The 24,315-nt window shown below is 57.1% G+C and carries 19 protein-coding genes and 1 pseudogene; 10 read left to right on the top strand and 10 right to left on the bottom strand.

Translation table 11 applies throughout. The features are described from left to right. Window positions 1-292: 292 nt before the first annotated feature. From ACQ4N8_RS07125 to ACQ4N8_RS07115, 3 genes are all read left to right on the top strand, one after another. Complete coding sequence (locus ACQ4N8_RS07125) at window positions 293-1,192, top strand: M15 family metallopeptidase (RefSeq protein ID WP_430703636.1); 900 nt, start codon at window positions 293-295, stop codon at window positions 1,190-1,192. 280 nt (window positions 1,193-1,472) lie between these two features. Then, window positions 1,473-2,330 carry an ABC transporter ATP-binding protein gene (locus tag ACQ4N8_RS07120; RefSeq protein ID WP_430703635.1) on the top strand — a complete coding sequence of 286 codons (858 nt, stop codon included), beginning with the start codon at window positions 1,473-1,475 and terminating at the stop codon, window positions 2,328-2,330. Window positions 2,331-2,367: 37 nt separating this feature from the next. Next, entirely contained in the window at window positions 2,368-3,174 is an 807-nt protein-coding gene (locus ACQ4N8_RS07115) for a hypothetical protein (protein WP_430703634.1), read from the top strand. 595 nt (window positions 3,175-3,769) lie between these two features. Here the strand turns inward: ACQ4N8_RS07115 and ACQ4N8_RS07110 are convergent. Further along, entirely contained in the window at window positions 3,770-4,444 is a 675-nt protein-coding gene (locus ACQ4N8_RS07110) for a histidine phosphatase family protein (protein WP_430703633.1), read from the bottom strand. A gap of 115 nt (window positions 4,445-4,559) precedes the next feature. Between ACQ4N8_RS07110 and ACQ4N8_RS07105 the strand changes: the two genes are divergently transcribed. Then, complete coding sequence (locus tag ACQ4N8_RS07105) at window positions 4,560-5,177, top strand: TetR/AcrR family transcriptional regulator (RefSeq protein WP_430703632.1); 618 nt, start codon at window positions 4,560-4,562, stop codon at window positions 5,175-5,177. A gap of 327 nt (window positions 5,178-5,504) precedes the next feature. Beyond that, window positions 5,505-6,149, top strand: a complete 645-nt coding sequence (locus ACQ4N8_RS07100; protein WP_430703631.1) for a peroxiredoxin-like family protein — start codon at window positions 5,505-5,507, stop codon at window positions 6,147-6,149. A gap of 148 nt (window positions 6,150-6,297) precedes the next feature. Here ACQ4N8_RS07100 and ACQ4N8_RS07095 read toward each other — a convergent pair whose 3' ends face one another. Further along, window positions 6,298-8,157 carry a heavy metal translocating P-type ATPase gene (locus tag ACQ4N8_RS07095; RefSeq protein ID WP_430703630.1) on the bottom strand — a complete coding sequence of 620 codons (1,860 nt, stop codon included), beginning with the start codon at window positions 8,155-8,157 and terminating at the stop codon, window positions 6,298-6,300. Between the two features lie 16 nt (window positions 8,158-8,173). Continuing rightward, window positions 8,174-8,395 (bottom strand): heavy-metal-associated domain-containing protein, encoded by a 222-nt coding sequence (locus tag ACQ4N8_RS07090; protein ID WP_430703629.1) that lies wholly within the window; start codon window positions 8,393-8,395, stop codon window positions 8,174-8,176. A 662-nt stretch (window positions 8,396-9,057) separates the two neighbouring features. Here ACQ4N8_RS07090 and ACQ4N8_RS07085 point away from each other — a divergent pair. The 3 genes from ACQ4N8_RS07085 to ACQ4N8_RS07075 are packed head-to-tail and all read left to right on the top strand — an operon-like array spanning window position 9,058 to window position 12,121. Further along, entirely contained in the window at window positions 9,058-10,302 is a 1,245-nt protein-coding gene (locus ACQ4N8_RS07085) for a saccharopine dehydrogenase family protein (RefSeq protein WP_430703628.1), read from the top strand. 1 nt (window position 10,303) lies between these two features. Then, entirely contained in the window at window positions 10,304-11,431 is a 1,128-nt protein-coding gene (gene nspC / locus ACQ4N8_RS07080) for a carboxynorspermidine decarboxylase (RefSeq protein WP_430703627.1), read from the top strand. A gap of 6 nt (window positions 11,432-11,437) precedes the next feature. Beyond that, window positions 11,438-12,121 carry a DUF4386 domain-containing protein gene (locus ACQ4N8_RS07075; RefSeq protein WP_430703626.1) on the top strand — a complete coding sequence of 228 codons (684 nt, stop codon included), beginning with the start codon at window positions 11,438-11,440 and terminating at the stop codon, window positions 12,119-12,121. Between the two features lie 7 nt (window positions 12,122-12,128). Here ACQ4N8_RS07075 and ACQ4N8_RS07070 read toward each other — a convergent pair whose 3' ends face one another. Next, complete coding sequence (locus ACQ4N8_RS07070) at window positions 12,129-12,701, bottom strand: Crp/Fnr family transcriptional regulator (protein WP_430703625.1); 573 nt, start codon at window positions 12,699-12,701, stop codon at window positions 12,129-12,131. A gap of 211 nt (window positions 12,702-12,912) precedes the next feature. Here ACQ4N8_RS07070 and ACQ4N8_RS07065 point away from each other — a divergent pair, with 211 nt between their 5' ends. Both ACQ4N8_RS07065 and ACQ4N8_RS07060 read left to right on the top strand, forming a co-directional pair. Then, on the top strand, window positions 12,913-13,947 hold the full coding sequence (locus tag ACQ4N8_RS07065) for a glutamate cyclase domain-containing protein (RefSeq protein ID WP_430703624.1): 1,035 nt from the start codon (window positions 12,913-12,915) through the stop codon (window positions 13,945-13,947). A 263-nt stretch (window positions 13,948-14,210) separates the two neighbouring features. Beyond that, window positions 14,211-18,197: a carbohydrate-binding protein gene (locus tag ACQ4N8_RS07060; protein WP_430703623.1), complete on the top strand. Its 3,987-nt coding sequence runs from the start codon at window positions 14,211-14,213 to the stop codon at window positions 18,195-18,197. Between the two features lie 416 nt (window positions 18,198-18,613). Here ACQ4N8_RS07060 and ACQ4N8_RS07055 read toward each other — a convergent pair whose 3' ends face one another. The 6 genes and pseudogenes from ACQ4N8_RS07055 to ACQ4N8_RS07030 form a co-directional block, all read right to left on the bottom strand. After that, window positions 18,614-20,380, bottom strand: a complete 1,767-nt coding sequence (locus ACQ4N8_RS07055) for an amidase family protein (RefSeq protein ID WP_430703622.1) — start codon at window positions 20,378-20,380, stop codon at window positions 18,614-18,616. A gap of 449 nt (window positions 20,381-20,829) precedes the next feature. Continuing rightward, window positions 20,830-21,519 (bottom strand): DNA/RNA nuclease SfsA, encoded by a 690-nt coding sequence (gene sfsA / locus ACQ4N8_RS07050; protein WP_430703621.1) that lies wholly within the window; start codon window positions 21,517-21,519, stop codon window positions 20,830-20,832. Between the two features lie 54 nt (window positions 21,520-21,573). Continuing rightward, complete coding sequence (locus ACQ4N8_RS07045) at window positions 21,574-23,175, bottom strand: gamma-glutamyltransferase family protein (protein WP_430703620.1); 1,602 nt, start codon at window positions 23,173-23,175, stop codon at window positions 21,574-21,576. A 238-nt stretch (window positions 23,176-23,413) separates the two neighbouring features. Further along, a pseudogene (locus ACQ4N8_RS07040) lies at window positions 23,414-23,620 on the bottom strand (YciI family protein); the annotation flags it as partial. A 117-nt stretch (window positions 23,621-23,737) separates the two neighbouring features. Next, window positions 23,738-23,860, bottom strand: coding sequence for a hypothetical protein (locus ACQ4N8_RS07035; protein WP_430703619.1), 123 nt, complete (start codon window positions 23,858-23,860; stop codon window positions 23,738-23,740). A gap of 14 nt (window positions 23,861-23,874) precedes the next feature. After that, on the bottom strand, window positions 23,875-24,306 hold the full coding sequence (locus tag ACQ4N8_RS07030; protein ID WP_430703618.1) for an SRPBCC family protein: 432 nt from the start codon (window positions 24,304-24,306) through the stop codon (window positions 23,875-23,877). Between the last annotated feature and the right edge of the window lie 9 nt (window positions 24,307-24,315).

The following is a 24,315-nucleotide window of genomic DNA, read 5'->3' as shown; positions in this document are numbered from 1 at the left end:
GGCGCCTCGCGCGCGCAAGGGCCGGGCCGCCGCGGACGCGATGAGCGCGGCGGAGGCGGGCGCGGGCGCCGGGGGCGGTAGCCCGGCGCGGCGCGGCGCCATGGCGGGGCGGGCGGGAGCCTTGGGCCTTGCGCGTCTTGTTCCAAGGCGCGCAAAAGGCCGGGGCCCTCGCCCGCTCCCGCTATTTTCCTAGTAACTTATCGCGGGGTTCGTGCGTTATAAGGGTATGGCAATAACATCATGGAACAGGTTGGCCCGGAGCGGGGATCAACCTCAATGGGGAGGAACCGGAATGCACAGTAAGAAAGGCATGCTTACCGCGGCGGCCGTATTGATGATGGCGGCTGCGCTGTTCGCAGGCTGCGGAGATAAAACGGCGGACGAGCCGCAAACGCCGGTCCAGGATGCGTCGAACGCAGCTCAGGGGAATCATGGCGGTTCCGGGACAAATGCCGGAAACGACGCGGGGAATGCGAACGAACCAGGCGCTGCCGACGAAGGTAACGCCTCGAAAGGCGGGAATGACGCAGGCGCAAGCCAGCCGGATCAAGCCCCGGACAACACCGGTTCGAATAACGGCACCGGTGGGGATAAGGCAGCGGCAGCCGATCCCGAGAGCGTTGCGGTGTTGATCAACAAGCAGTTTGCTTTGCCGGAAGATTACGAGCCGAAGGATCTGGTGTATCCGGACGTCCGCTTTACGTTCAAGGAGAAAATCGAAAAACGCATGATGCGCAAAGAAGCGTCCAAAGCCCTTGAAGAGCTGTTTGCCGGCGCCGAGAAGGACGGGATTTATCTGGCCGGCGTTTCCGCCTACCGTTCGCACAGCACGCAGACTTCGCTGTTTAACCGGTACGTGGAGAAGGATGGTGAGGAAGTGGCCAAAACCTACAGCGCGGTTCCCGGACACAGCGAGCATGAGACGGGGCTGGCGATCGACGTGTCGGGCAGCGACGGCAAATGCGCGGCGGAGAGCTGCTTCGGCGATACGAAAGAAGCGGATTGGCTGGCGGAACACGCAACGGAGTACGGTTTTATTATTCGTTATCCCGAAGGCAAAGAAGACATTACCGGCTATAAATACGAACCTTGGCATCTGCGTTACGTCGGCAAGGAGATTTCCGCCGAAATCGGCGAACGCGGCATTACGCTCGAGGAATATTATGATGCCGTACCGGTTTCGGGCCAGTAAGCCGATCGAATCGGCGTGCAACATACGGAAGACCAGCAAGACGCCTGCGGGCGTCTTTTTTTGTGGCCCGCCGCCCCGCGGCGTGTTCGGAAAAAGCAGCTTCATGCCAGGGGTCCGGTCAAAAGCTGAAAAATTAAATTAACAGTTGACAAGTGATAATGATTATCAGTATCTTTAAAAAGTAAGATGAAGTTCCTATGAAGTAATGATGAAGCCGAATACGGATATCTTAAGTTTATAAATTTTTGTTTTACAGATGCACACGGAAAGGAAGAGTGCCATGGTCTCCTTGAAAACTTCCCATTTGGACATTGCCTACGAGGATCGTCTGATTGTCGAAGACTTGAATATTTCCATCCCTGAGGGGAAAATTACGGCTTTGGTGGGGGCAAACGGCTCCGGGAAATCGACGGTGCTGAAAACGATGGCCCGCATTCTTCAACCGAAGTCCGGCAGCGTGCTGCTGAACGGCAAATCGATCCATAAGCAATCGACCCGGGAAGTGGCCAAACAGCTGGCCATTCTTCCGCAAAATCCGACCGCGCCGGAAGGGCTGACGGTGTATGAGCTGGTATCCTACGGACGGTTCCCGCATCAAAAAGGATTTGGCGGCCTCAAAGGCGAGGACCGCAGCGTCGTAGAGTGGGCGATCGAAGCGACGGGCATGGGCGAGTTCAGCGATCGGGCGCTGGAGCAGCTGTCCGGCGGCCAACGCCAACGGGCCTGGATTGCCATGGCGCTGGCGCAGGAAACGGATATCCTGTTCCTGGACGAACCGACGACCTTTCTTGACATGGCGCATCAGTTGGAAGTGCTGCAGCTGTTGGAGGAACTGAACGCCACCTCGAACCGGACGATCGTCATGGTGGTCCATGATTTGAACCATGCGGCGCGTTATGCCCATTACATGATCGCGATCAAGCAGGGTCAGGCAGTCGCCTCGGGTACTCCCGAGGAGGTCGTGACTTCTCCCGTGCTTCGCGACGTGTTTGGCATTGAGGCCGACATCGTGACCGATCCGCGCAGCGGCGTGCCGCTGTGCCTTCCTTACGAGCTGTATCGGGCCGCTGCGGAAGGGAAGGTCCGGAAGGGCAAAACCGACGGGCCGGGAGAGCAGAAAATCGTTTCGATTCTGTAGTCGTTGACCTTCGGGGAACCGGCAGGGGGAAAATGCCATGGACATCGATTATCAGCTGCTGGAGCAGCAATTGGGAATCGTTACGAAGAAACGGACGGATGCGCTGTTCGCGCTGCCGGCAGGTTCGCTGCTGGATCGTGAACAGCTTGCGTCTTTTCTGGAAATATATCAGGAGCGGATCAAAGGGCTTGATATCCAGGTGTCGGCCACTTACTTCGCCACCAGCTGGCGAGTGGTTTGCACGGCGCTGCAGTACATGCTGTCGCTGACGCCCGGAAAGCTCCGTTTTTCGCTTGAAAACCTCATGATTCAGATCGTCATGGTCAATAACTACCCGTGGGTCTTTTTTGTGCTGAACGATGGGACGGAAATCCCATGGCCGGCAGGGGAACGGTCGATGTGGAGGGAAAGCGAGCTGGGCGGATTTTACCGCGACGTGCTGCGTCCGGTGATGGAGAACATCGCCGCGGTCGCCGGGCTTCCGGTCACGCAGCTGTGGGGCCAGCTGCCGCTGGGCGTCCAGTATTACGTCCGCGCCATTGCCGGACGGCTGGAGGATGAGGAGCAGCGTACCCGGCTGCTGGAAGATTATGAGTACCTGGCTAAGGAGCTGCCGGCCGATTGGTTCGGATTGAAGCGCAGCCCGTTTAACATCAAGGAGGTTATGCTCGACGACCCTTACCGGCCCGGCGAGAAAACGCCGATGAAGCCGACCTGCTGCCTCGCTTACCGGACGGATACCGGGTACGGCTATTGCTACGGCTGTCCGAAGCTGTCGAAACAGGAGCGGGAAGCCAAACGCGCGGAAATCATGGGGAAAATGACCGAAGCCAAAGCGCAGTAAGCTCGAAAGGACCGCTTCGGCGGAATAGGGTTACATATTGGAGCACCCGGGTCTTGCACTCCCCTCGATGCATTCATTAGCTGGGATTTCTCCAGTTAGTTTGGGGGGATTGCGGTGTTTTTAGTGATTTAACTGGAAATCCTCCCGTTTATTTCACCGTTTTAGCATTAGCGTTGCATTAACATCCGGGGCTCTGCTTCCCCAACCCAGGATGCCGAAAGGATCAGGCGTGAAATATATATGAAAAATCGAATAGAATTCGCTGTTTTCGACGATTTCGGCAGAATGTATATGAAATTTCATACTTAATTGGGCCTCAGGAAGACGGAAGCCGAGAATCTGTATGAAAAATCGAATACAATTCGCAATTTTTGTCGTTAGTGACGAATTGTATTCGAAAAATCGAATACAATTTTAACGCCTGGCCGGTACCTTGTAGATTTAATGCAACGCAAGTGGCAGATAAGGGAATATTATGCCTTATCTGCCGGGCATGAGCTTAAAAAATCAAAATAAGGCCCTTTTTTGCCTCTATCTCCTTTATGCTTAGTGCTAAAAAAGCTTCAGACCCCGGTTAGGCGGTCTGAAGCTTTTTTTACCGGCCATGCCGATGATCCCAGGCTTCCAAAGGGATGCGGGCCACGACGTCGTACCCCCGGCCGGTGCCGCGCGGGCGAACAACCACCGTTCCCAGGTCGGGGAGGGGATCCAACCCGACGCCCGGCGGGAAGTTGTGGGCGACGATCACCCGGTTGGTCCCGGCGGGCGGCACCCGCTCCAGCAGCGAATCAAGCACGCGCAGGGCCGCCTGCCGCTCCGCGGGCGCCGCCGTCCCGCCGCCGCTTAGCCGGTACAGCCGCAGCAGCGCCGGCTCGGCCCGCACCCGCGCGGGGCCGAAAGCGAGCGCGGCGGTTTCCCGCGTCCGGCAGAGCGGGCTGGCCAGCACCGGCGTCGCTACCGGGATGCCCAGCTCCCGCTGCGCGGAGCCGAAGCGCCTCGCCTGGCCGCGGCCGACGGCGGATAAATTTCGCTGCGCGGAGCAGTCCTCCGGCCGCAGCCCAGGCCGGTCCTCGCCGACGTTGGCTTCGCCGTGCCGGACGTAGAGCACGTACCCGCCTTGGCGCAGCGCAGCCAATAGCGAGGCGGGAATGCCTTGCGGCTGCGCGGCCCTTAAGCTACCCGCGTAGGTCGAGGGCGAAAACGCCGGAAGCGCAAGCAGCGGAAGCAAAAGCAAAAGTCCGATGATACAACGTCTCCGTCTTAGATTCATATTCAGCTCTCCTTTCCAGCTCTATCCATAACGAATCTAGTGTGCACAAGAAAAGCGGCTTTCATTTCTGGATGGATGACTCCACTTTTGCTATACTAGGCGTATGGAAAACTTATTGAACTTAAACTTACCGGAGCAAAAACTGACGAAGAAAGGCAAAGAGACGCGCGGACGCATCGTCGCCGCCGCGGCCCAATTGATGTTCGAGCGCGGCGTCGCCGGGACGAGCGTGGAGGATGTGCAGAAGGAAGCCAAGGTGAGCTCCTCCCAGCTCTATCATTACTTCAAGGAGAAGCGGGATCTGGTCCTGTCGGTCATCCTGTTCCAAACCGGACAGGTGCTGGGCGCCCAAGAGCCTCTCCTCAGCCATCTGGACAGCGTGGAGGCGCTCCAGGCTTGGCGCGATGCCATCGTCCAGCTGCAAGTCGAACGGAAATGCCAGGGCGGCTGCCCGATGGGTTCGCTGGCCAGCGAACTGGCGGATATGGAGCCGGCCGCCCGCCTGGCGCTGGCCGAAGGGTTCACGCAGTGGGAGTTGGCCATCGGCAAAGGGCTGCGGTCGATGCAGGAGCGCGGCGAACTGCGTGCTGACGCCGACCCGGGCCGCCTGGCGTTGGCGCTGTTGACCGCCCTGCAAGGCGGCCTGCTCTTGACGCAGGTCCGCAAGGATACCTGCGCGCTGGAGGCCGGGTTGGACGCGGTGCTGGCGCATATCGGCTCCTTCGCCGTTTAACGGCGGCGGCGCGGACGACTTACGCACAAGCTCGTGCCGGGCTAAAATCCCGGAACCCGCAAATTACGATAGCAAAGGAGGATCTCCGCGATTCGTGTCGTTCATTACCCCCGCGCCCGGCGGACAAAGCCGGATTTGCGGGGGTTTTTGCATCCTCGGAAAGAGTTGACGTGCACGAGCCCCCGAAAAATGGAGTTGACAATCCAAAATCAAAAGGATAATATTAACACCAAGGAATTATTGGAGTAATCACTCCAAAAAAACAAGAGCGGAGGTTCGCCGCTTCAGGGATGGACCGCCGCCTCCTACTAAAAAGAGGTGTTTATGATGTCGTTTACGCAAACTTTGGATCAAATGAAACAGGAATTCATCGCAAATACGCCGGCGGACGTCCATGATGAAATGTTCCGGTTGATTCGGGAGCAGCAGGAATCGGGTAAGGTGTACGGCTTGCAGGAGGGGCAAAAAGCGAAGGACTTCACCTTGAAGAATTCGCTCGGCGAGTCCGTCAACCTGTACGACGAACTATCCAAGGGGCCGGTCGTACTGACCTTCTACCGCGGCGGCTGGTGCCCGTTCTGCAACATGCAGCTGCGGTCGTACCAGAAAGTGCTTCCGGACATCGAAGCGATCGGCGGACGCCTGATTGCCGTCAGCCCGCAAAGCCCGGACAACACGTTAACGCAACGGGAGAAGGAAGAGCTTGAGTTCGAAGTGCTTAGCGATACGAACGGATTAACCGCCGCAGCTTATAACATTCTGTATGATGTGCCGGGCTATATACAGGATATTTATTTGAACAAGTTCAATCTGGATCTGGCCGAATATAATGCTACGAACCGTTGGATCCTGCCGATTTCGTCCACGTTCATGATCGACGAGTCGGGCATCATCCGTTCCGCCTACATCGAGCCGGATTTCATGAAACGGCCGGATCCTCAGGAGATCCTGGAGCAACTGAGACGGCTGTAATTGACGATTGGCCGATATACATACCCCGTACCCCGGCGGCGTTCTATTCGCGCTGCCGTTCCTATACCAAACCCCTCCGGTTCGGCTCCTGAAAAGCCTTGCCGCGAGGGGTTTGCTGATTAAACCGAGGCCAAGCACGCTCTAGTCATCATGAGCTACCGGTTGTTTTCCCGTACCGCACCAAGCGAACCGCATTGAGAATGACGAGGAGCACGCTGAATTCATGGATGAACATGCCCGAGGCCAGAAAAACCCGCTCCGTCAGAACCCCCGCCAGCAAAACAAACACGACGGCGACGGCGAGCAGCATGTTTTGCTTCATATTGCGGACCGTCGCCTTCGCCAGTTGCCGGGCATGGACGAGCTTGTCCAGCCGGTCGGCCATGATGACGATGTCCGCCGTTTCGATGGCGACGTCCGTGCCGGTCCCGCCCATGGCCAGGCCTAAATCCGCCGTGGCAATGGCCGGTGCGTCATTGATGCCGTCGCCGATCATGGCCACGCGGTACCCCTGCTCCTTCAGGCGCTCGATATGCCGGGCCTTATCGGCGGGAAGCAGTTCGGCAACGATGTCGTCGATGCCGATTTGCGCCGCGGCGTGTTCGGCCGCAAGCCGATTATCGCCGGTGAGCATGAGAATCCGCTTGACGCCCTGCCGTTTCAGCCGCCGGATCGTGTCCCGCGCTTCCTGACGGATGGGATCGGCGATGGCGACGACGCCGGACAGGGTTGCGCCTACGCTAACGAACACGGCGGTGTACCCCTTCGTCTCCTGCTCCACCGCATAAGCGCCCGCTTCGTCCGGAATCGCCACCCCGTTGCCGGCCATCCAGTTCCGGTTGCCGATCATGACGGCTTTCTCCCGGACGGTCGCCTTGATCCCGTGTCCCTTCGCCACCTCCACCTCGCTAGGAGAATGAAGCAGCTTCAGATCCCGCTCCTTCGCGGCTCGGATAATGGCTCGGCCCAGCACGTGCTCGGATACGGCCTCGGTCTCGGCCGCCAGCGTAAGCAGCTCCGCTTCCCCCATGCCGTACGTCCGCAGGTTAACCACGCCGGGTTGCCCTTTCGTTAACGTGCCGGTCTTGTCGAACACGATCGCATCCACCCGCGCCAATCGCTCCATATATTCGCCGCCCTTGATCAGCACGCCCCTTCTTGCGCCGTTGCCGATGCCGGCGACCATCGATACCGGAGCGGATATAACCAGCGCGCCCGGACAAGCGATCACCAGGAAGGTCAAGGCCAGCTCGGTATTTTTCGAGAACAGGTATACCAAGGCGGAGAGCAGCAGGATCGCCGGCGTATAAAAGGAGGCGAATTTCTCCAAAAACTGCTGCGCCTTCGCTTTGGACTCCTGCGCCTCCTCCACCAGTTCGATGATTTTCGCGAAGGTCGTGTCGTCGCCGACCTGCTCCGCGATCACCTCAAGATACCCGGTGTCCACGGTCGTTCCGCTCAATACGCGGTCCTGCGCCCGTTTGGCGACGGGCATGGACTCCCCGGTAATGGCCGCCTCGTTAACGAGGGCTTGGCCGGATACGACCCTGCCGTCGACGGCGATTTTGCCGCCGGACGGGATCCGCACGCGATCGCCTCGCACGATGTCCTCCGCCAAAATGGTCGCTTGAACCCCGTCCCGGACAACGATGGCCTCCGCCGGAGCCATTGCAATCAACGATTTCAAGGCCGCGCGCGTTTTATCCAGCGTCAATGCCTCCAGGTAGGCCCCCAGCCGGAACAAAAAAGTAACCGCCGCCGCCTCGACGTATTCGCCGAGGAACAAGGCTCCCGCCGTGGCCAGCGATACCAGCAACTCGATGCTGAAGGCCTTCAGGCGCAGCGATTGCAGCGTCTTCTTCACAATCGGATATCCGCTGATCAGCGTGGCCAGCAGCAAGGCGCTGTTGTTCAGGGCCGGCCAGGATAAGAGATGGAACAGCAGAGCCGCGGCCAGCAACATCCCCGCCGCGAGCAAAGCCGCCGCCTTTTGGCGTTTCATGATCATGTGATCCACCTCCGCCTCAGGATATTTTCGCATCCAACACCGGATAGCCCAGTTGCTCGACCACGCGTTGCAGTTGCTCCGCCTTCACCCGTCCCTCGTCGTATACGACCTTCACCTGACTGGAATGGAACCATACCTTCGCTTCGCGAACGCCCTCCTGCTTGGAAAGCACGCCTTCGATTTTGCGAATGCAGCTTGGGCAAGTCAGCTCCTCCAGCTTCCATTTTGCGGTTGTCATTCGGCATTTCCCCTTTCGTTTCTATGCTTCGATCATATCCCCCGAACGGACGGGATTCTTTGATCTGCGTCAAGACGGAAAAAAAACGAGCAACGGCCTTTTTCGCATCGCCAATCCTTAAAAAAATTAATTTTAAATTTGCTATTGCCGTCCGCAACAGTTCCTGCTAATATAAAAGAGCATGATTTTTGGAAAGATAATATTCAATATATCTACAGGGTCTTTCCAAGCAGATAATTTTTGACCACTTTCCTGGGGAGAGTTAAGGCCATACGGACAGCCGGGTCAAATGCCGATTGGCAACTTAAGTTGCCTTATTGATTGAGTTAAAAGCTCAAATTTTATAAGTTGGTTACTTTACAACCAGTGCATATGCACATCAACTTGTGAAACGGTCAATAAGAGTGGTAAAAGGCGATTATTTGCTATATAGACTCTGATCCTAACATGATATATTTGAATATTAAGGCCTTCCTTTCTTGGCGCTTGCGTTACGGCGGTGCCGAGAATCGGACGAAGTTCGTCTGTCCATGCGGAGCCATCTTAATATCTGACTATATCGAAAGCAAGTGATGCGCAGCTATGCATGCGTCTGTTCACTTGCTTTTTTTGCGTGTTAATAACCGATTTCACGAAAATTGACGAAGGTAGGAGATGGAAAAATGGGAAAAGCGCTTATTATCGGATGCGGCGGCGTTGCCTCCGTAGCGATCCACAAATGTGTGCAGAACAGTGATGTATTTGAAGAAATTTGCATTGCGAGCCGGACCAAATCGAAATGCGACGACTTGAAGGCCAAACTGGACGGAGGCAAAACGAAAATTACGACTGCCAAAGTCGATGCCAACAATGTCGACGAGCTGATCGCTTTGATCAACGAAGTGAAGCCGGACGTGGTGATGAACCTGGCATTGCCGTATCAGGATTTGACGATTATGGACGCTTGCCTGGCCACGAAAACCAACTACCTGGATACCGCCAACTATGAGCCGGAAGATACGGCGAAATTCGAATACAAATGGCAATGGGAATACCGCGAGCGTTTCGAGCAAGCCGGGATCACCGCGCTGCTCGGCAGCGGCTTCGACCCGGGCGTAACCGGCGTATTCTCCGCGTATGCCCTGAAACACCATTTCGACGAGATCGAATACATCGACATCCTGGACTGCAACGCGGGCGACCACGGCTATCCGTTCGCCACGAACTTCAACCCGGAGATCAACATTCGCGAGGTTTCCGCGAATGGCAGCTATTGGGAGAACGGCGAATGGATCGAGACCGAACCGATGGAAATCAAACGCGTCTACAACTTCCCGGAAATCGGCGAAAAGGATATGTACCTGCTGCACCATGAGGAAATCGAGTCCCTGGCCCTGAACATTCCCGGCATCAAGCGGATCCGTTTCTTCATGACGTTCGGCCAAAGCTATCTGACGCACCTGAAATGCCTCGAAAACGTAGGCATGACTTCGATCGAGCCGATCGAATACGAAGGCAAGCAAATCGTGCCGCTGCAATTCCTGAAAGCCGTGTTGCCGGATCCTTCTTCGCTCGGACCGCGTACCAAAGGGAAAACGAACATCGGCTGCATTTTCAAAGGCAAGAAAGACGGCAAAGACAAGTTGTATTATGTCTACAACGTTTGCGACCATGAAGCGTGCTACAAAGAAGTGGGCTCTCAGGCCGTTGCTTATACGACCGGCGTTCCTGCCATGATCGGCGCCATGATGCTGATGACCGGCAAATGGAACAAGCCTGGGGTGTACAATATCGAAGAGTTCGATCCGGATCCTTTCATGGATGCGTTGAACCAATGGGGCCTGCCGTGGAAAGAAAGCTTCGATCCGGAGCTGGTCGACGCTTACCCGGAAGACGCCAAAAACCTGGAAACGGGGCTTGTTCGCTAAGATGCGCTTTGAGGAACTGCCGACCCCTTGTTATGTCGTCGACGAAGCGCTCCTGGAGAAGAACCTGAAAATTCTGGCCGGCATCATGGAGCGGACGGGTGCGAAAATCATCTTGGCGCAAAAAGCGTTCTCGATGTACACGACCTATCCGTTGATCGGCGAGTATTTGAGCGGAACGGCGTCCAGCGGATTATACGAAGCCAGGCTCGGCCGCGAGGAAATGGGCAAGGAGAACCACGTCTTTGCCCCGGCCTACCGGGAAGACCAGATGGATGAAATTATCGATCTGTGCGATCATGTCATTTTCAATTCGTTCTCCCAATTGGAGAAATTCCGCGATAAAGTGCTGGCTGCCGGTAAGAAAATCGGCCTGCGCATCAATCCGGAATGCTCTACCCAAGTGGGGCACGACATCTATAACCCATGCGCGGTAGGCTCGAGATTCGGCGTCACGATCGAGCATTTCCGCCCCGAACTGCTGGAGGGCGTATCCGGACTGCATTTCCACACGCTTTGCCAGCAGAACTCCGACGATTTGGCGACGACGCTGGACGCGGTAGAGGAGAAATTCGGTCCGTGGCTGCCGCAACTGGAATGGATCAACTTCGGCGGCGGGCATCACATCACGCGCGAAGATTACGATATTCCGCTGCTGGAGAGCTGCATCAAGCGCATGCAGGACAAATACGGCTTGGAGGTGTACCTCGAGCCGGGGGAAGCCGTGGCGCTGAACGCTGGTTACCTGATCACGACCGTGCTCGATACCCTGCAAAACGGCATGGATATCGCCATTCTCGACACCTCGGCTTCCTGCCATATGCCGGACGTGCTTGAGATGCCTTACCGTCCGCCGCTGTTTGGCTCGGGCGAACCCGGCGAGAAGCCTTATACGTACCGGCTTGGAGGACCAACCTGCCTGTCCGGGGATAATATCGGCGACTACTCGTTCGACCAGCCTTTGAAGCCCGGCGATCGCCTGGTGTTCGGCGACATGGCCATTTACTCGATGGTGAAGAACACGACGTTCAACGGTATGCCGCTGCCCGCCCTGGTCATCCAGCATAAGGACGACGATTGCGAGGTCATTCACGAATTCGGATACGAAGACTTTAGAATGCGGTTGGCGTAAAGCAATGTGAAGAAAAGCCTGCCCCCTGTTTGTTTTGTTAAACAGAGGGGGGCGGCCTTTTTCTCCAATGGATTTGTCCATGAAAGTCTTGTGGCGGGGGACGACCCCGGGGCCACATGGAACAATCTTCAGACTTCAAATCTGCTGTTCAAAGCCGAAATCTTGGGTTGGCTGATTATCCTGATTTGCGACATCGTGGTCGCTTGGGCTTTCTATATTTTCCTGAAACCCATTCATCGGCCCCTGGCCCTGCTTGGCGCCTGGTTTCGTCTGACCTATGCGGCTATGTTGGGAGGTTCCATCCTGATTTTGATGGTGGTGTTGCTTCTCACAAACCAAACGGGTTATTTATCCGCCTTGGATCACGAGCAGCTTCAAGCCGGGACGATGCTGTTCTTGAATGCCTTCGAGTTGGCCTGGTCGGCGGGGTTGATCCTTTTCGGCGGGCATCTCCTGATCGTGGGTTACGTGGCTTTCACCTCAAGCAGCATCCCCAAAGTGATCAGCGTCTTATTGCTTCTCGCTTCCGTCGGCTATATCGTCATTCATCTATGCAATGTGTTTCTTCCGCAATTCGAGGGGATGATTGCTGCCTTGGAGTTCCTATTTAGTCTCCCCATGATGCTCGGCGAGTTGGGCTTCGGTTTATGGTTGATGTTTCGGGGAGGGCGGGCTGCCGCAAAAGGATGACGGCCTCCTAATGGGAAGCTTTATGGATTCGTTTCTTCATTCGGCTCAGCGATTCGGGGGTAATGCCAAGATAACTCGCCAATTGATGCTGGGGTACCCGATCGGCCAGGCCGGGCCGTTTCCGCAAGAGGGTTTTATAACGTTCTTCGGGCGGCGTGGAAGCGATAAAAGCGGCGAACTGATCCTGCACCTCGCCGAAGTGTTCTTCGATCATCCCGCGCGTGATCGTTTCCAATTCCGCGTATTGGGTATACATGTCCTGCTCGGCATCAAGGTCGCCCACGACCAATACGCAATCCTCCAGGCACACTAACGAGAACTCGGAGGATTTGTCTGGCTTATGGCGATTGAAATTCGCAATAGCCTGCTCTTCCGTATAGAAATTGGACGTCGTCTCTTTGCCCGTTTCATCGACAGAATACTGCCTGACGCAACCTTTTAATACAAAAAAGCACTGCGTAGGAACTTCCCCTTGCCTAAGAAGGAGAGTTCCTTTTTTGTATTCTTCGACGACAATATCGGCAAGCACGACCTGCTGTTCTGCTTCAGTAAGGGAGGTGAATCGGCTCATGTATTTCATTTAAATATCCTTCACTTGATTTCCGGCTCCTTTCCCTGAGAACGGCAACTACGGTATCCATTATACATGACATTTCGGCCGCTTCGCGCAAAAAGCGATCTTCCCGTACGTACGAAATCCTTCGGCATGATCCGTTGTTCGGGATAGGCACCTTTCCAAAGTTTAGGCGATATATTGTGGTAGTTAGAACAATTTTTGGAAGGGGTTCGCCATGGACACCGAATTTGAAAAAAACCTCCATAAGCATGGAGACAGCCTCGATCGTCTCGTCAGCATCGACATCCATCATCGCGGCGTCGTTCACGAACTGTACCGGAGCGCCCGAGAACTGGAGGAGGGGCCGCTGACCAGTACGGCAGCTCTGGCGCTCTACCGCCGCGTAAAGCCGAGACGCCCCGTGTTCTTCCTCGCCGGCTTCCCGTCCATGACTTGGTTGTTCGAAGGGATTGGCGAAACGGATGGACCGGCCGGAAGCGCCGTGCTGGCCCGCGTGCTCGAACAAACGAAACAAGCCATTCCCGTAATCATCACGGCGAAGCCCTATATGGCCATTATGGAGGCTGCTCTGCAAGCCGCCGGACTCGTCGTGACCGATCTTCGCACCGCCATGTTCTCCAAACAAGATGAGGATTCCGCGCCGGTGGCCGCGGTCCAGTCTTTCCCCACGAACCTCGAGGAAGCCGCGGCGGAAGCGGAACGGCTGTTCCGCGACTACGAGCCTGCGGCCGTCGTGGCGGTCGAAATGCCGGGGCGGGGCAAAGACGGAAACTACCATTCTTTTAAAGGCCGGATCATCCCCGCGCACATGGTGGCACAAGGGGAAGTCCTCTTCGCTTACGCCCGGATGAAACGCATATTGACGATCGGTTTCGGCGATGGAGGCAATGAGCTGGGCATGGGAAAATTGGCCTCAACCACGAGCCGCGTGGTTCCGCACGGCGAGAAGATCTCTTGCGTAACCCCCGCCGACATCACCGTCGTCGCCTCTATATCCAATTGGGGGGCCTATGCGGTGGCTGCCGTCTTAGCCGTGGCAGAACGGCAACCCCGCGTTTTTCAAGATATCGATATCCCGCGGATCATCGAACGTATTGTTGATGCAGGAGGCGTGGACGGAAGAACGAACAGACCTGTATTAAAGGAGGATGGCGTCTCATTATCCAGCACCCGGAGCGTATGCCGACTCATCCACGATTTGCTTTCCAACGGGGAACGCGCGGGCCAATCGTTCCAGACAGCGGATTGATATCGGCTTTGTGGGTGATTTTATTTTTGGAAGTACATAGACTTGCACACCATTTCGATAGAATCGCCCCTTTATTTGGAAATCATTCCTGATTTATGATCTTCATGCAATCCGATTCTATTTCATTTAAAGAAGAGGGGGAATGCGCGTTTTTGTGATACCGCTTACATTGGTATAACACACAAATTCCGTCAGGGAGCAGCAGGTGTTCACGACTCTGCCAGATGTAAGGAACTCGAGGATACTTTATTTCTGAAAGGAGAATGAATTTCATGAAAAGCCCCAAACGCATTCTAGCCTGGATTTGCATCCTAACCATGCTTACAGGAACGTTCCTCACATCCGTGGGTTGGCCGAATCCCGCCCGGGCGGCGGGGGGGCCGAATCTGGCCGCGGGCAAACCCGCGGCGGAATCCGGGCACGCCGACGTATATGCCGCCACCAACGTGACGGACGGTAATCCGGGCACCTATTGGGAAAGCACCAACAACGCCTTCCCGCAATGGGTCCAGGTCGATCTCGGCGGCGCGGTCCAGGTCGACCAGGTCGTCCTGAAGCTGCCGTCCGGCTGGGAGAGCCGTTCGCAGACCCTGTCTGTGCAGGGAAGCACGAACGGAACCAGCTTCACCAATCTGAAGGCATCGGCCAGCTACACCTTTGATCCGAACGCCGCGAATACGGTAACGATCGATTTTGCGGCCGCCAGCGTACGTTACGTGCGGGTCCACTTCACCGCCAATACCGCCTGGCCGGCGGGGCAGATTTCCGAACTGGAGGTTTACGGCGTTTCCCAAGCCGCGCCTTCGGCCATTCCGGGCAAAATCGAAGCGGAAAGCTACAGCGCGATGAACGGCATCCAGACCGAAACGACGTCGGATACCGGCGGCGGCCTCAACGTGGGCTGGATCCATGCCGGGGACTGGCTGGATTATAACGTGAACGTGCAGAACGCAGGCACGTACACCGTGGAGTATCGCGTAGCCAGCAACTCCGGCACGGGTGGGCTCCAGCTGCAATCCGGCGGGACGACGCTGGCCGCCACGGCGGTGCCGAATACCGGCGGCTGGCAAAACTGGCAAACCGTCACCGCGAACGTGACGCTTAGCGCAGGGCAACAAACGCTGCGCGTTTATGCCAGCGGCTACGATTTCAACATCAACTGGATCAATTTCGCACCGGGGAGCAGCGCCGATAACCAGCCTCCGACGGCCCCGGCCAACCTGGCGTTCACGCAGCCAACCTCGGGCGCCATCAACCTCACCTGGAGCGCGGCAACCGATAATGTGGGCGTCGCCGGATATGAAATTTACGCGAACGGCCAGCTTCGCGGCAGCGTAAACGGATCGACCCTCACCTATACGGATCAACAACCCGCGACGGCAACCGTGACGTATTACGTCATCGCCAAGGACGCTGCCGGGAACGCCTCGGCACCGAGCATTAACGTCACGCGGACCGGTTCGGGCGGCGGAAACGAGTCGAATCTCGCCGTCGGCAAGACGATCACGGCATCCTCCTCGACCTTTACCTTCGTGGCGGCCAATGCCAACGATAACGATACGAACACCTATTGGGAAGGCAGCGGACATCCGAGCACGCTCACCTTGGATCTTGGCTCCAATGCCAGCATTACGTCGGTCGTCGTCAAGCTGAATCCTTCCAGCGCATGGGCCACGCGCACGCAAACGATCCAGGTGCTGGGGCATGATCAAAACTCCACGAGCTTCACGAACCTGGTTTCGGCCGCTTCCTATACCTTCAACCCGGCTACGCAAAACACCGTGACGATTCCCGTCAGCGCAACGGCGAGCAGCGTGCAGCTGCGGTTTACGGCCAACTCCGGTGCCCCGGGCGGGCAAGCCGCCGAATTCCAGGTGATCGGCACGCCGGCGCCGAATCCGGACTTAACGGTCACCGGCATCTCGTGGACGCCGGCTTCGCCGAACGAAACCCAGGCCGTAACGCTGAACGCCACCGTCAAGAATGCCGGCTCTGTGGCAGCGGGCGAAACGAACGTGAACTTCTACCTGGGCAGCACCCTCGTCGGGACGGCTCCCGTCGGCGCGCTCGCCGCAGGCGCTTCGGCCAATGTCTCCGTGAACATCGGAGCTAAAGAAGCCGGTTCTTATGCCGTTACCGCCAAGGCAGACGAGAGCAATACCGTCATCGAAACCGATAACACAAACAATAGTTACACCCATCCGACGCAGCTTGCCATCGGGCATGTCCAAAGCTCCGACTTGATCGGAACCGCTTCCTGGACGCCCGGCAATCCGAGCGCGGGCAACACCGTCACCTTCACCGTGAATCTGAAAAACCAAGGAACGGTCGCCACGGCTGGCGGTTCGCACGGCGTTACGCTTGTGCTGAAGAACGCATCCGGCGCCACCGTTCAAACGTTAAGCGGCGCTTACAACGGGGCCTTGGCTCCCGGAGCGTCGGCCAACGTTACAATGGGGACCTGGACGGCGGTCAACGGCAGCTATACGGTGACGACGACGGTCGCGGCGGATGCAAACGAAGTGCCCGTCAAGCGTGCCAACAACGAAAGCACGTCCAGCTTGTATTCCGGACGCGGCGCGAACATGCCGTTTACCATCCTGGAAGCCGAATCTTCTTCGAACAGCACCAATGGGACGAAGCTGGCTCCGAACTTCACGCCGGGCGACTTTGCCGGCGAAGCTTCCGGCCGTTCGGCCGTTTACCTGGATGCGGCGGGTGAATACGTGGAATTTACGCTGACCTCGCCGGCCAACGCGTTCGTCCTGCGTAATGCCGTTGCCGAGAATACCACCGGCACGATCAGCGTTTACGCGAACGGCGTGGACAAAGGCAACTTTGCCGTAACCTCCAAATTCTCCTACGTTTACGCCACGCCTTCCACGCTCGGACGGCTCGGCTACGACAACTCGGGCTCCAAAGCCTACTGGCTCTACGAGGACTCGCAGCTCATGCTTGATCAGGTCTATCCGGCCGGGACCAAAATCAAGATCCAAAAAGACGCCGGAGACGTACCGTGGATCTACGTGGACATGATCGAGGCGGAAAATGTGGCTCCGCCGGCCGCGAACCCGGATCCGAGCAAATACGTGCAGGTTTCGAGCACAAAGTCCATTGAGCAGGCGCTGAACGAATTCCGGCAGGATTCGTCCAAGAAAGGGATTTTCATCCCGGCCGGGGAGTGGACGATCTCGTCCAAGATCTTCCTGTACGGGCGGGCTACCGAAATCATCGGCGCGGGCCCGTGGCACACCAAGCTGGTCGCTCCGCAAAACCAAACGAACACGGATGTCGGGTTTAATATCAGCTCCGCCGCGAACGGCTCCACCATCAAGGACTTGTCCGCTTGGGGCAACTACGTTTACCGGCAGGACGGACCCGGCAAGTTCATCGACGGGAACGGCATGCAGAACGTCACCATCGAGAACGTCTGGGCCGAGCACTTCATCTGCCTGTATTGGGGCGTAAACTCTTCGAACAATACGTTCAAGAACAACCGGATCAAAAACGTATTCGCGGACGGGATCAACATGACCAACGGTTCTTCCTACAATATCATCGACAACAACTATGCCCGCGGGACCGGGGACGATTCGTTTGCGTTGTTCAGCGCAATCGACTCGGGCGGCTCCTACAACGTAGGCAACAAGTACACCAACCTCACCGCCACCAACGTCAGACGCGCGGCCGCTTTCGCCGTCTACGGCGGCCAAAACAACTTGTTCCAGAACCTGTACGGCGCGGATACGCTGACCTATCCGGGCGTAACCGTCAGCAGCTTAAGCTTCGGGTATAACACGCTGGGATTCGGCGACCAGGATACCGTCATTGACGGCGTCACGCTGGATCGCACCGGCGGGGATTTCTGGACCAGCGTCGGGGCCGACGACAAGATCAACGACTACCAGAACTTCGGAGCGATCTGGTTCTTCGGCGGCGACCGGGATTTCAAGAACATCCTGGTGAAGAACGTCGATATCAATAACCCGGTTTACTTCGGATTGATGTTCCAATCCAAATCTCCGGAGAACCTGCCTATGCAGAACGTTCGCCTGGAGAACATTACGATCAATAATCCGACCCGGTACGGCATCAAACTGGTGGCCAAAGCCGAAGACGGGCAAGGCCCGGCCGTCGGTGCCGCAAGCTTCACGGGCGTCAAAGTGAATAACCCAGGGATTACGGCCATCTATGGCGAGGATAAATCTCCGAACTTTGACGTCATTCGGGTTTCCGGAAATAACTGGTAAGCGCTACAAGTTGCCCCGGGGCCTGACGGGCATGACAAAGGACACCCTTGCGGGTGTCCTTTGTTCGCAATACAGAATGTATAAATTTCAGCAGGAGTCGAACTAGGCATAATGTTGGATTAAGTGCGGCAGGCTGTGGTTCCTTGCGCTGCTTGATCCATGGCGAACCGAAAAACCGGTAGTAGGGGGTGACAAGGCGAAATGTTGCATTTTATACAACAATCTAATCGGGTCCAGGGCGTTCAGGGCGGATTGTTGTAAGAAATACAACAATCGGAGGGGGGAGGGGACTCGTGGTAGAACCAAAAAAAGGGGATGGGCATGGGGTGAATCCCCTACCCATCCCTCCAAGGTTTAAGTCAGAGCCGGCAAAGGACGCCGTCCGGCCTCTTTCTTAGCCTTCAAGGGATTAGGCATTATCGTACCGTCATCTCGGGAGCGATACGGGCCTTTGTCGCCTGTTCGAAGGCATAACCCATCCGGATCAGCGAATCCTCAGTAAACGCATCCCCCGTAATCTGCAGATTGATCGGCTGCCCTTGGCTTCCCTCCGCCGTACAATAACCGGCCGGAACCGTGATGCTTGGATACCCCGCCATGGCGGCAATGGCGGTTGCGGCGCCATTCATGGCGATTAGGCCGTCCAGGCCGTATTTGCTGAAGAGCGCGTTCAGGCCGTTCTTCCGGGAATACTTCAAATCCTCGGCGCGGTGCTCCAAGGAAGTTTGCGCGTCTTTCGAACCCGGCGTCATGTCGTACTGCAAACATTCCTCCAGAATGCTTTGCCCGTATGGGATACGCTCGGGGTATCTCCGGTTATAGTTCACGATATCCGCCAAACTGCGAATCTCCGTTTCGCCGTCTTCCGCCAGGGCAGGTTGGGCCTGAGCCAGCAAATATTGCTCGATGTCTTCCTTGAAGTCGTAAAACAGCACCTTGGTGTCGGGCTGCTTGGGCAACTCATCCGCCAGGTCGCCGCCATTGCCGGCATACACGATCTTCGCGCCCTGATCCCGCAGCGCCTGAACGGCGCAGAGGAAGACCTCATGGACGTCGGGCGTCTCCTCTTTGTCCGGCGTGCGGTATACGCCCAGCACCTTGCCTTGTAAACCATCCACCCGAAGATCCTCCGCATAGTTCTTGAGGCGTTCGCCAAGATAGGATTCGGTGATTTCGATTTCGTTGTCGGCCCCCATCGGAAGGTAGCTCTCGTCCGGGTCATAACCTTGCATGGCCGTCAGCAGCGCCGCGACATCCGAAACGTTTCGCCCCATCGGTCCCGCCGTATCCTGGGAGTGCGCCAGCGGAATGACCCCGTTTCGGCTGACGAGGCCGACCGTCGGCTTCAAGCCGACCAGCGAGTTCAGGGCCGCCGGCGACAGGATGGAACCGGAGGTTTCCGTCCCGACGGTGACGGCAGCCAGCGCGGCAGCCGCGGCCGCCCCGGAGCCGGAGGAAGAACCGGAAACGTCGAGCACGTCCGGTCCGTAAGGATTCAGCACTTGGCCATGTAAACTCGAATACCCGTTCCTCATGCCGAAGGTGATGAAATTAGCGAACTCGGACAAATTCGTTTTTCCTAAAATGACGGCGCCGGATTTTTTCAACTGGCGCACGACGAAGGCGTCCTCCGCCGGAAAATGGTTGGCCAAGGCGATGGAACCCGCCGTCGTCGGCATTCCGTCCGCCGCCGCTGTACCGATGTTGTCCTTGATCAGGACCGGGATGCCGAACAGGCCCGCGGCCAAGGAAGGATCGGCTTGCACGGCGGCATCGCGTTCCATCGCCAACCGGATGGCGTTCGGGTTCAGGCAGGCGATGGCGTTCAACCGAACGGTGCGTGCGCTGTACAAATCGATCCGAGCCAAATACATCCGAACCAACCGCTCATAGGTCAGTTTTCCGGTGCGCACCATTTCCTGCAACTCTCCGATCGTCGCCGCGTCCGGATCGATCCGCAGCCGATCCAGCGCCACGCGCAGGGCTAGTTTCGCCGTATCGATTTCCTCCGGCGTCCGGTCCGGCGTCATTTTCTCCGCAAAAGCCAAAGTATGGGTTACTTCTTCTTTAAGGCGTGCCGGAGCCTCCCTCAGATTTGCGTTATGCGCCTCGGCCACGGCCTCCTGCAGCTCCCTTAGCGCCGCCGAAACCATCTCCCCGGGATGCCGCCCTTCCTGGTTCATCCTCTTCACTCTCCGTTCCCTCGATCTATACACCTGTTTCCAAGATCATATCACACCTATTAGCTTGCGAAACGCATTAACCTTCGACATCGGACATGTTGCAGGAATCGGCGGTGTTGTCGAAGAATTTCTTAAGGTGATCCGTGATTTGTGATTTGTGATTTGTGATTCTTTTCATAATACGAAGCTTCGTTTTTATTTAGCTCTTTCCCGCTCTGCTTACTCATGTGTGCGAGGAGGCGAAGAAAATAGGCCTTGATGCGGTTGAGGGGTATCCTTGCCTGCGCCGCCATCGTGAAACATTCGACTTCATCGGTCCGATTCGGCTGTATGAAAAAGTCGGGTTCAGCAAAATGGCGGTGTAAGGTAATGTCGCTGTTATGAGAAAAAAGATTGGTGAGAAATCATGAGTCGATGATCCATTTCAACCCTTTTTAACGGTACCGCATTTAGAGAAGGACTGGAAGCGGATCTCCCAAGGTCATCTCCTCTTCCGTGACTGCAGCATCGTAGGCCCAAATCCGCACGCCCTGACGCGATGCCTGCGCCAAGGCGTCCGCAAAAGCCGCATCCATGTCCCGGTAAGGAGCAAAACCCCGGCAGCCTTGCATTTGCACCACGAACAAGATCGCCCCCGCATAACCATCACGGACCGCTTTGGCCAACTCCAGCACATGTTTCGTCCCCCTGGACGTCGGCGCGTCCGGGAACATCGCGATGCCGTCCCGCTCCAGCGTGACGCCTTTGATTTCGATGAACCCTGATGCCCCGTCCTTCTCATAATACAGATCAAACCGGGAATCCCCATAGGTCACTTCCCGTTTGACCGACGCGACCGAACCCAGCTCCGCGATCTTCCCTGCTTGAAGCGCCTCGTACGCGACCGCATTGGGAGCCTGGGAGTCCACGTTCGCCCAGCCCCCCTCTTTCGCGGCCGCGATCAGCGAGAATCGCGTCTTCCGGTTCGGATGACCGCTGACTTCCAGCAATACCTCCGCATCCGGCAGCAGCAGCTCCTTTAGGCGGCCGGTATTTTTGACGTGCACCTGCTCTTTGATCCCGTTGACGGACACCTCGGCGATAAACCGGTTGACCCGCCGGATCAGCCGGCCGTGCACCACTTCCCCATATAACTTCATCTCTTCACTTCCCATGCCGTCTGCCGTACTTGCGGACGATCCCCGCCGCCCGGGTCACCAAGCGGCTACCATGCCGTCCGTTCGCGGGTCGGTCCCTCCGGCAAGAACCCCGGTTTGCGGATTCCGCCAGATGATTTGGCCGCGCCCGAAGCTGACGCCGTCCGGCATCACTTCGATGTCGTGCCCTTTTCGTTGCAGCGCCTGCACCAGACCGCTCGGGAACTCCGGCTCCACATGCACTTTCTTCCCGCCGATCCATTGCCATCTTGGAGCATCCAACGCCGCTTGGGGATTCAGCAGGTAGTCGACCGTATTCGCGATAACCTGAAAATGCCCCTGCGGCTGCATATAGCCGCCCATCACCCCGAACGGCCCAACCGCTTCCCCGTCCTTCGTGAGGAACCCCGGGATGATGGTATGATAGGTTCGTTTCCCCGGCTTCAGGAAATTCGGGTGACGCTCATCCAAAGAAAAGTCCGCCCCCCGGTTTTGCAGGCCGATCCCCGTGCCCGGAATGACGATGCCTGAGCCGAAACCCATGTAGTTGCTCTGGATATAGGATACCATGTTTCCTTCCTCGTCGGCCGCCGCCAAATAGACGGTTCCGCCTTTCGGCAGTTCGAGCGGCACAGGATCGCTTGCGGTGTCATGAACGTCTTCCGCCCGCCCGGCCGCATAGGCCTTCGACAGCAAATCTTCCGCTTGAACCGGCATGTCGGCCGGCTCGGTGATGTAAGCCTGCCCGTCCGCGAACGCCAGTTTCATCGCTTCGATTTGCCGGTGAACCGTTTCGGCGGATTGCCACTGCGGCGGCTCCAGCCGTTCATAAATATTCAAGGCCATCAGGGCGACCATCCCCTGGCCGTTCGGCGGAATTTCCCAAACGTCGTATCCCCGGTAGTTCGCGGAGACCGGCTTTACCCATTCCGGGCGATATGCGGCCAGATCGGATCTCCTTAAAAAACCGCCGTGTTGCACCATGAAGTCCTCGATGCGGCGGGCTAATTCCCCTTCGTAAAAATCCCGCGCCCCGGTTGCGGCGATCCTTCGCAAGGTCTCCGCGTGGTCCCTGGAGCTCCACATTTCCCCGATTGCCGGGGCCCGGCCGTTGGGGGCGAACGTTTGGAACCACGGTTCGAACTCGGGGCCTTCTTGCTTGCGGTACGCTTGAAAAGCTCTGCTCCAGCCCTTGCCGAGAATCGGCGTCAACGGATACCCTTCCTCGGCGTAACGGATCGCCGGTTTCAAGGTTTCCGTGAGCGGCAATCCGCCGAATTTGCCGGCAAGCGCCGCCCAGGCCGCGGGCGCCCCGGGAACCGTGATCGGAACCAGCCCCAGCCTGGGCATCCGGTCGTGACCCAACTGCTTGACCGCCTCAGCGGTCAGCCGCTCCGGCGCGGGCCCCGAAGCATTCAGGCCGTGAAGCTCCCCCTTGGCCCACACTAGGGTAAAAGCGTCTCCGCCGATTCCGTTGGAGGTCGGCTCCACGACCGTCATGGCCGCGGCGGCCGCGATGGCCGCATCGATCGCGTTGCCGCCCTTTTGCAGGATCTCCAGCCCGGCTTGGGCGGCCAGCGGCTGGGACGTGGCGACCATACCCTTTTTGGCGAAAACGGTATGCCGTTTCGACGGAAACGGATGATGCAAGTAATCCATTGCGCTCCACTCCTTTTTTCGTACAAGATAGCGGTCCATGGTCCATGAATAGACGCCAACGAATGAACGAACAATTATTAACAATAAGTGGGTTGCGGGGGTGTTTACGGATGTTGTATGCCTTGAAATAGTGGATCGGACGAATCTCAAGGCCCCATCCGAAGTCCTCGCCTGCCCTTATCTGGACGGCGGGATGCAGGGAAGCGATGCGGATCGCTTCCTCCATGTCCTCGGCTTCGATAAGAAAAGCGCTGCCGATCAACTCCTTCGTCTCGATAAACGGACCGTCCGTCACCTTCACTTTCCCGCCTGCTCGCCGCAGACACTTCGCTGCCGAATCCAGGCCCGCATCGATCCTCACCCGTCCGCTCCGATAGAGCTGCTCCAGATGGGGCGGGCACTGCTGCATCACGGCGTCGATCTCTTCCTTGGGGAGGGCGTCCATTTTCTCCGAATCCAAATAACCCAAACACAGAAATTTCATTTCGCATGCCTCCATTAATCCCGGATTTCGGATTGCTTACACCTATTCGACGAACGGGATGCGGAAAAATCGACGTGCCTACATCGATATTTCAACATTTTCATTCTTCTCGGGGTTGGTCCAGGTTTCAAAGACCCCATCACGCGGAAAATCCAGCTCGCGCGAGGATATGATTTCGTTCTTGCCGAAAATCGCTGTCATGGAATCCCCTCCCGTTAAAGTGTCTTTCCAAGCGCATCAAGCATCTCATTCGTGCCATGCTCGCGTATTTCCGGCGTATCATGCCCGTCGAAAAACGTCCCCTGCTCGGTGAAAACCAGCTTCGTGCCGTCCTCGGCCGGGATCAACTCGACCGTCGTAATCGAAACGGAGAGGCGCGCGTCGCCCGCATCCAAAGTATAGGTATAAACGATGCGCTGCTCTGGCACAATTTCTTGGTAACAGGCGTCGTAGATAAAAACCGGCCCCTCCGGCGGACCTCCGCTGCTGTACTCGCGTCCCCCCACCCGGAATTCAAAGATCTCGGGTTTGGAGAACCACTTGGCTTTGGCAGCCTGGTCGGCCCAGGCATGGTAGACTTTCGCAGGCGTTGCGGCATAATCTCGCTCCACGACGAAGGTAGCGTGTTTGACGAATCGTTCGGTCATGGTTAATCC

The sequence above is a fragment of the Paenibacillus macerans genome (assembly GCF_050565405.1).
Lineage (GTDB): Bacteria > Bacillota > Bacilli > Paenibacillales > Paenibacillaceae > Fontibacillus > Fontibacillus macerans_B.
The sequence above is the reverse complement of the archived record's forward strand: the minus strand, read 5'-3'. Positions and strand labels throughout refer to the sequence as shown.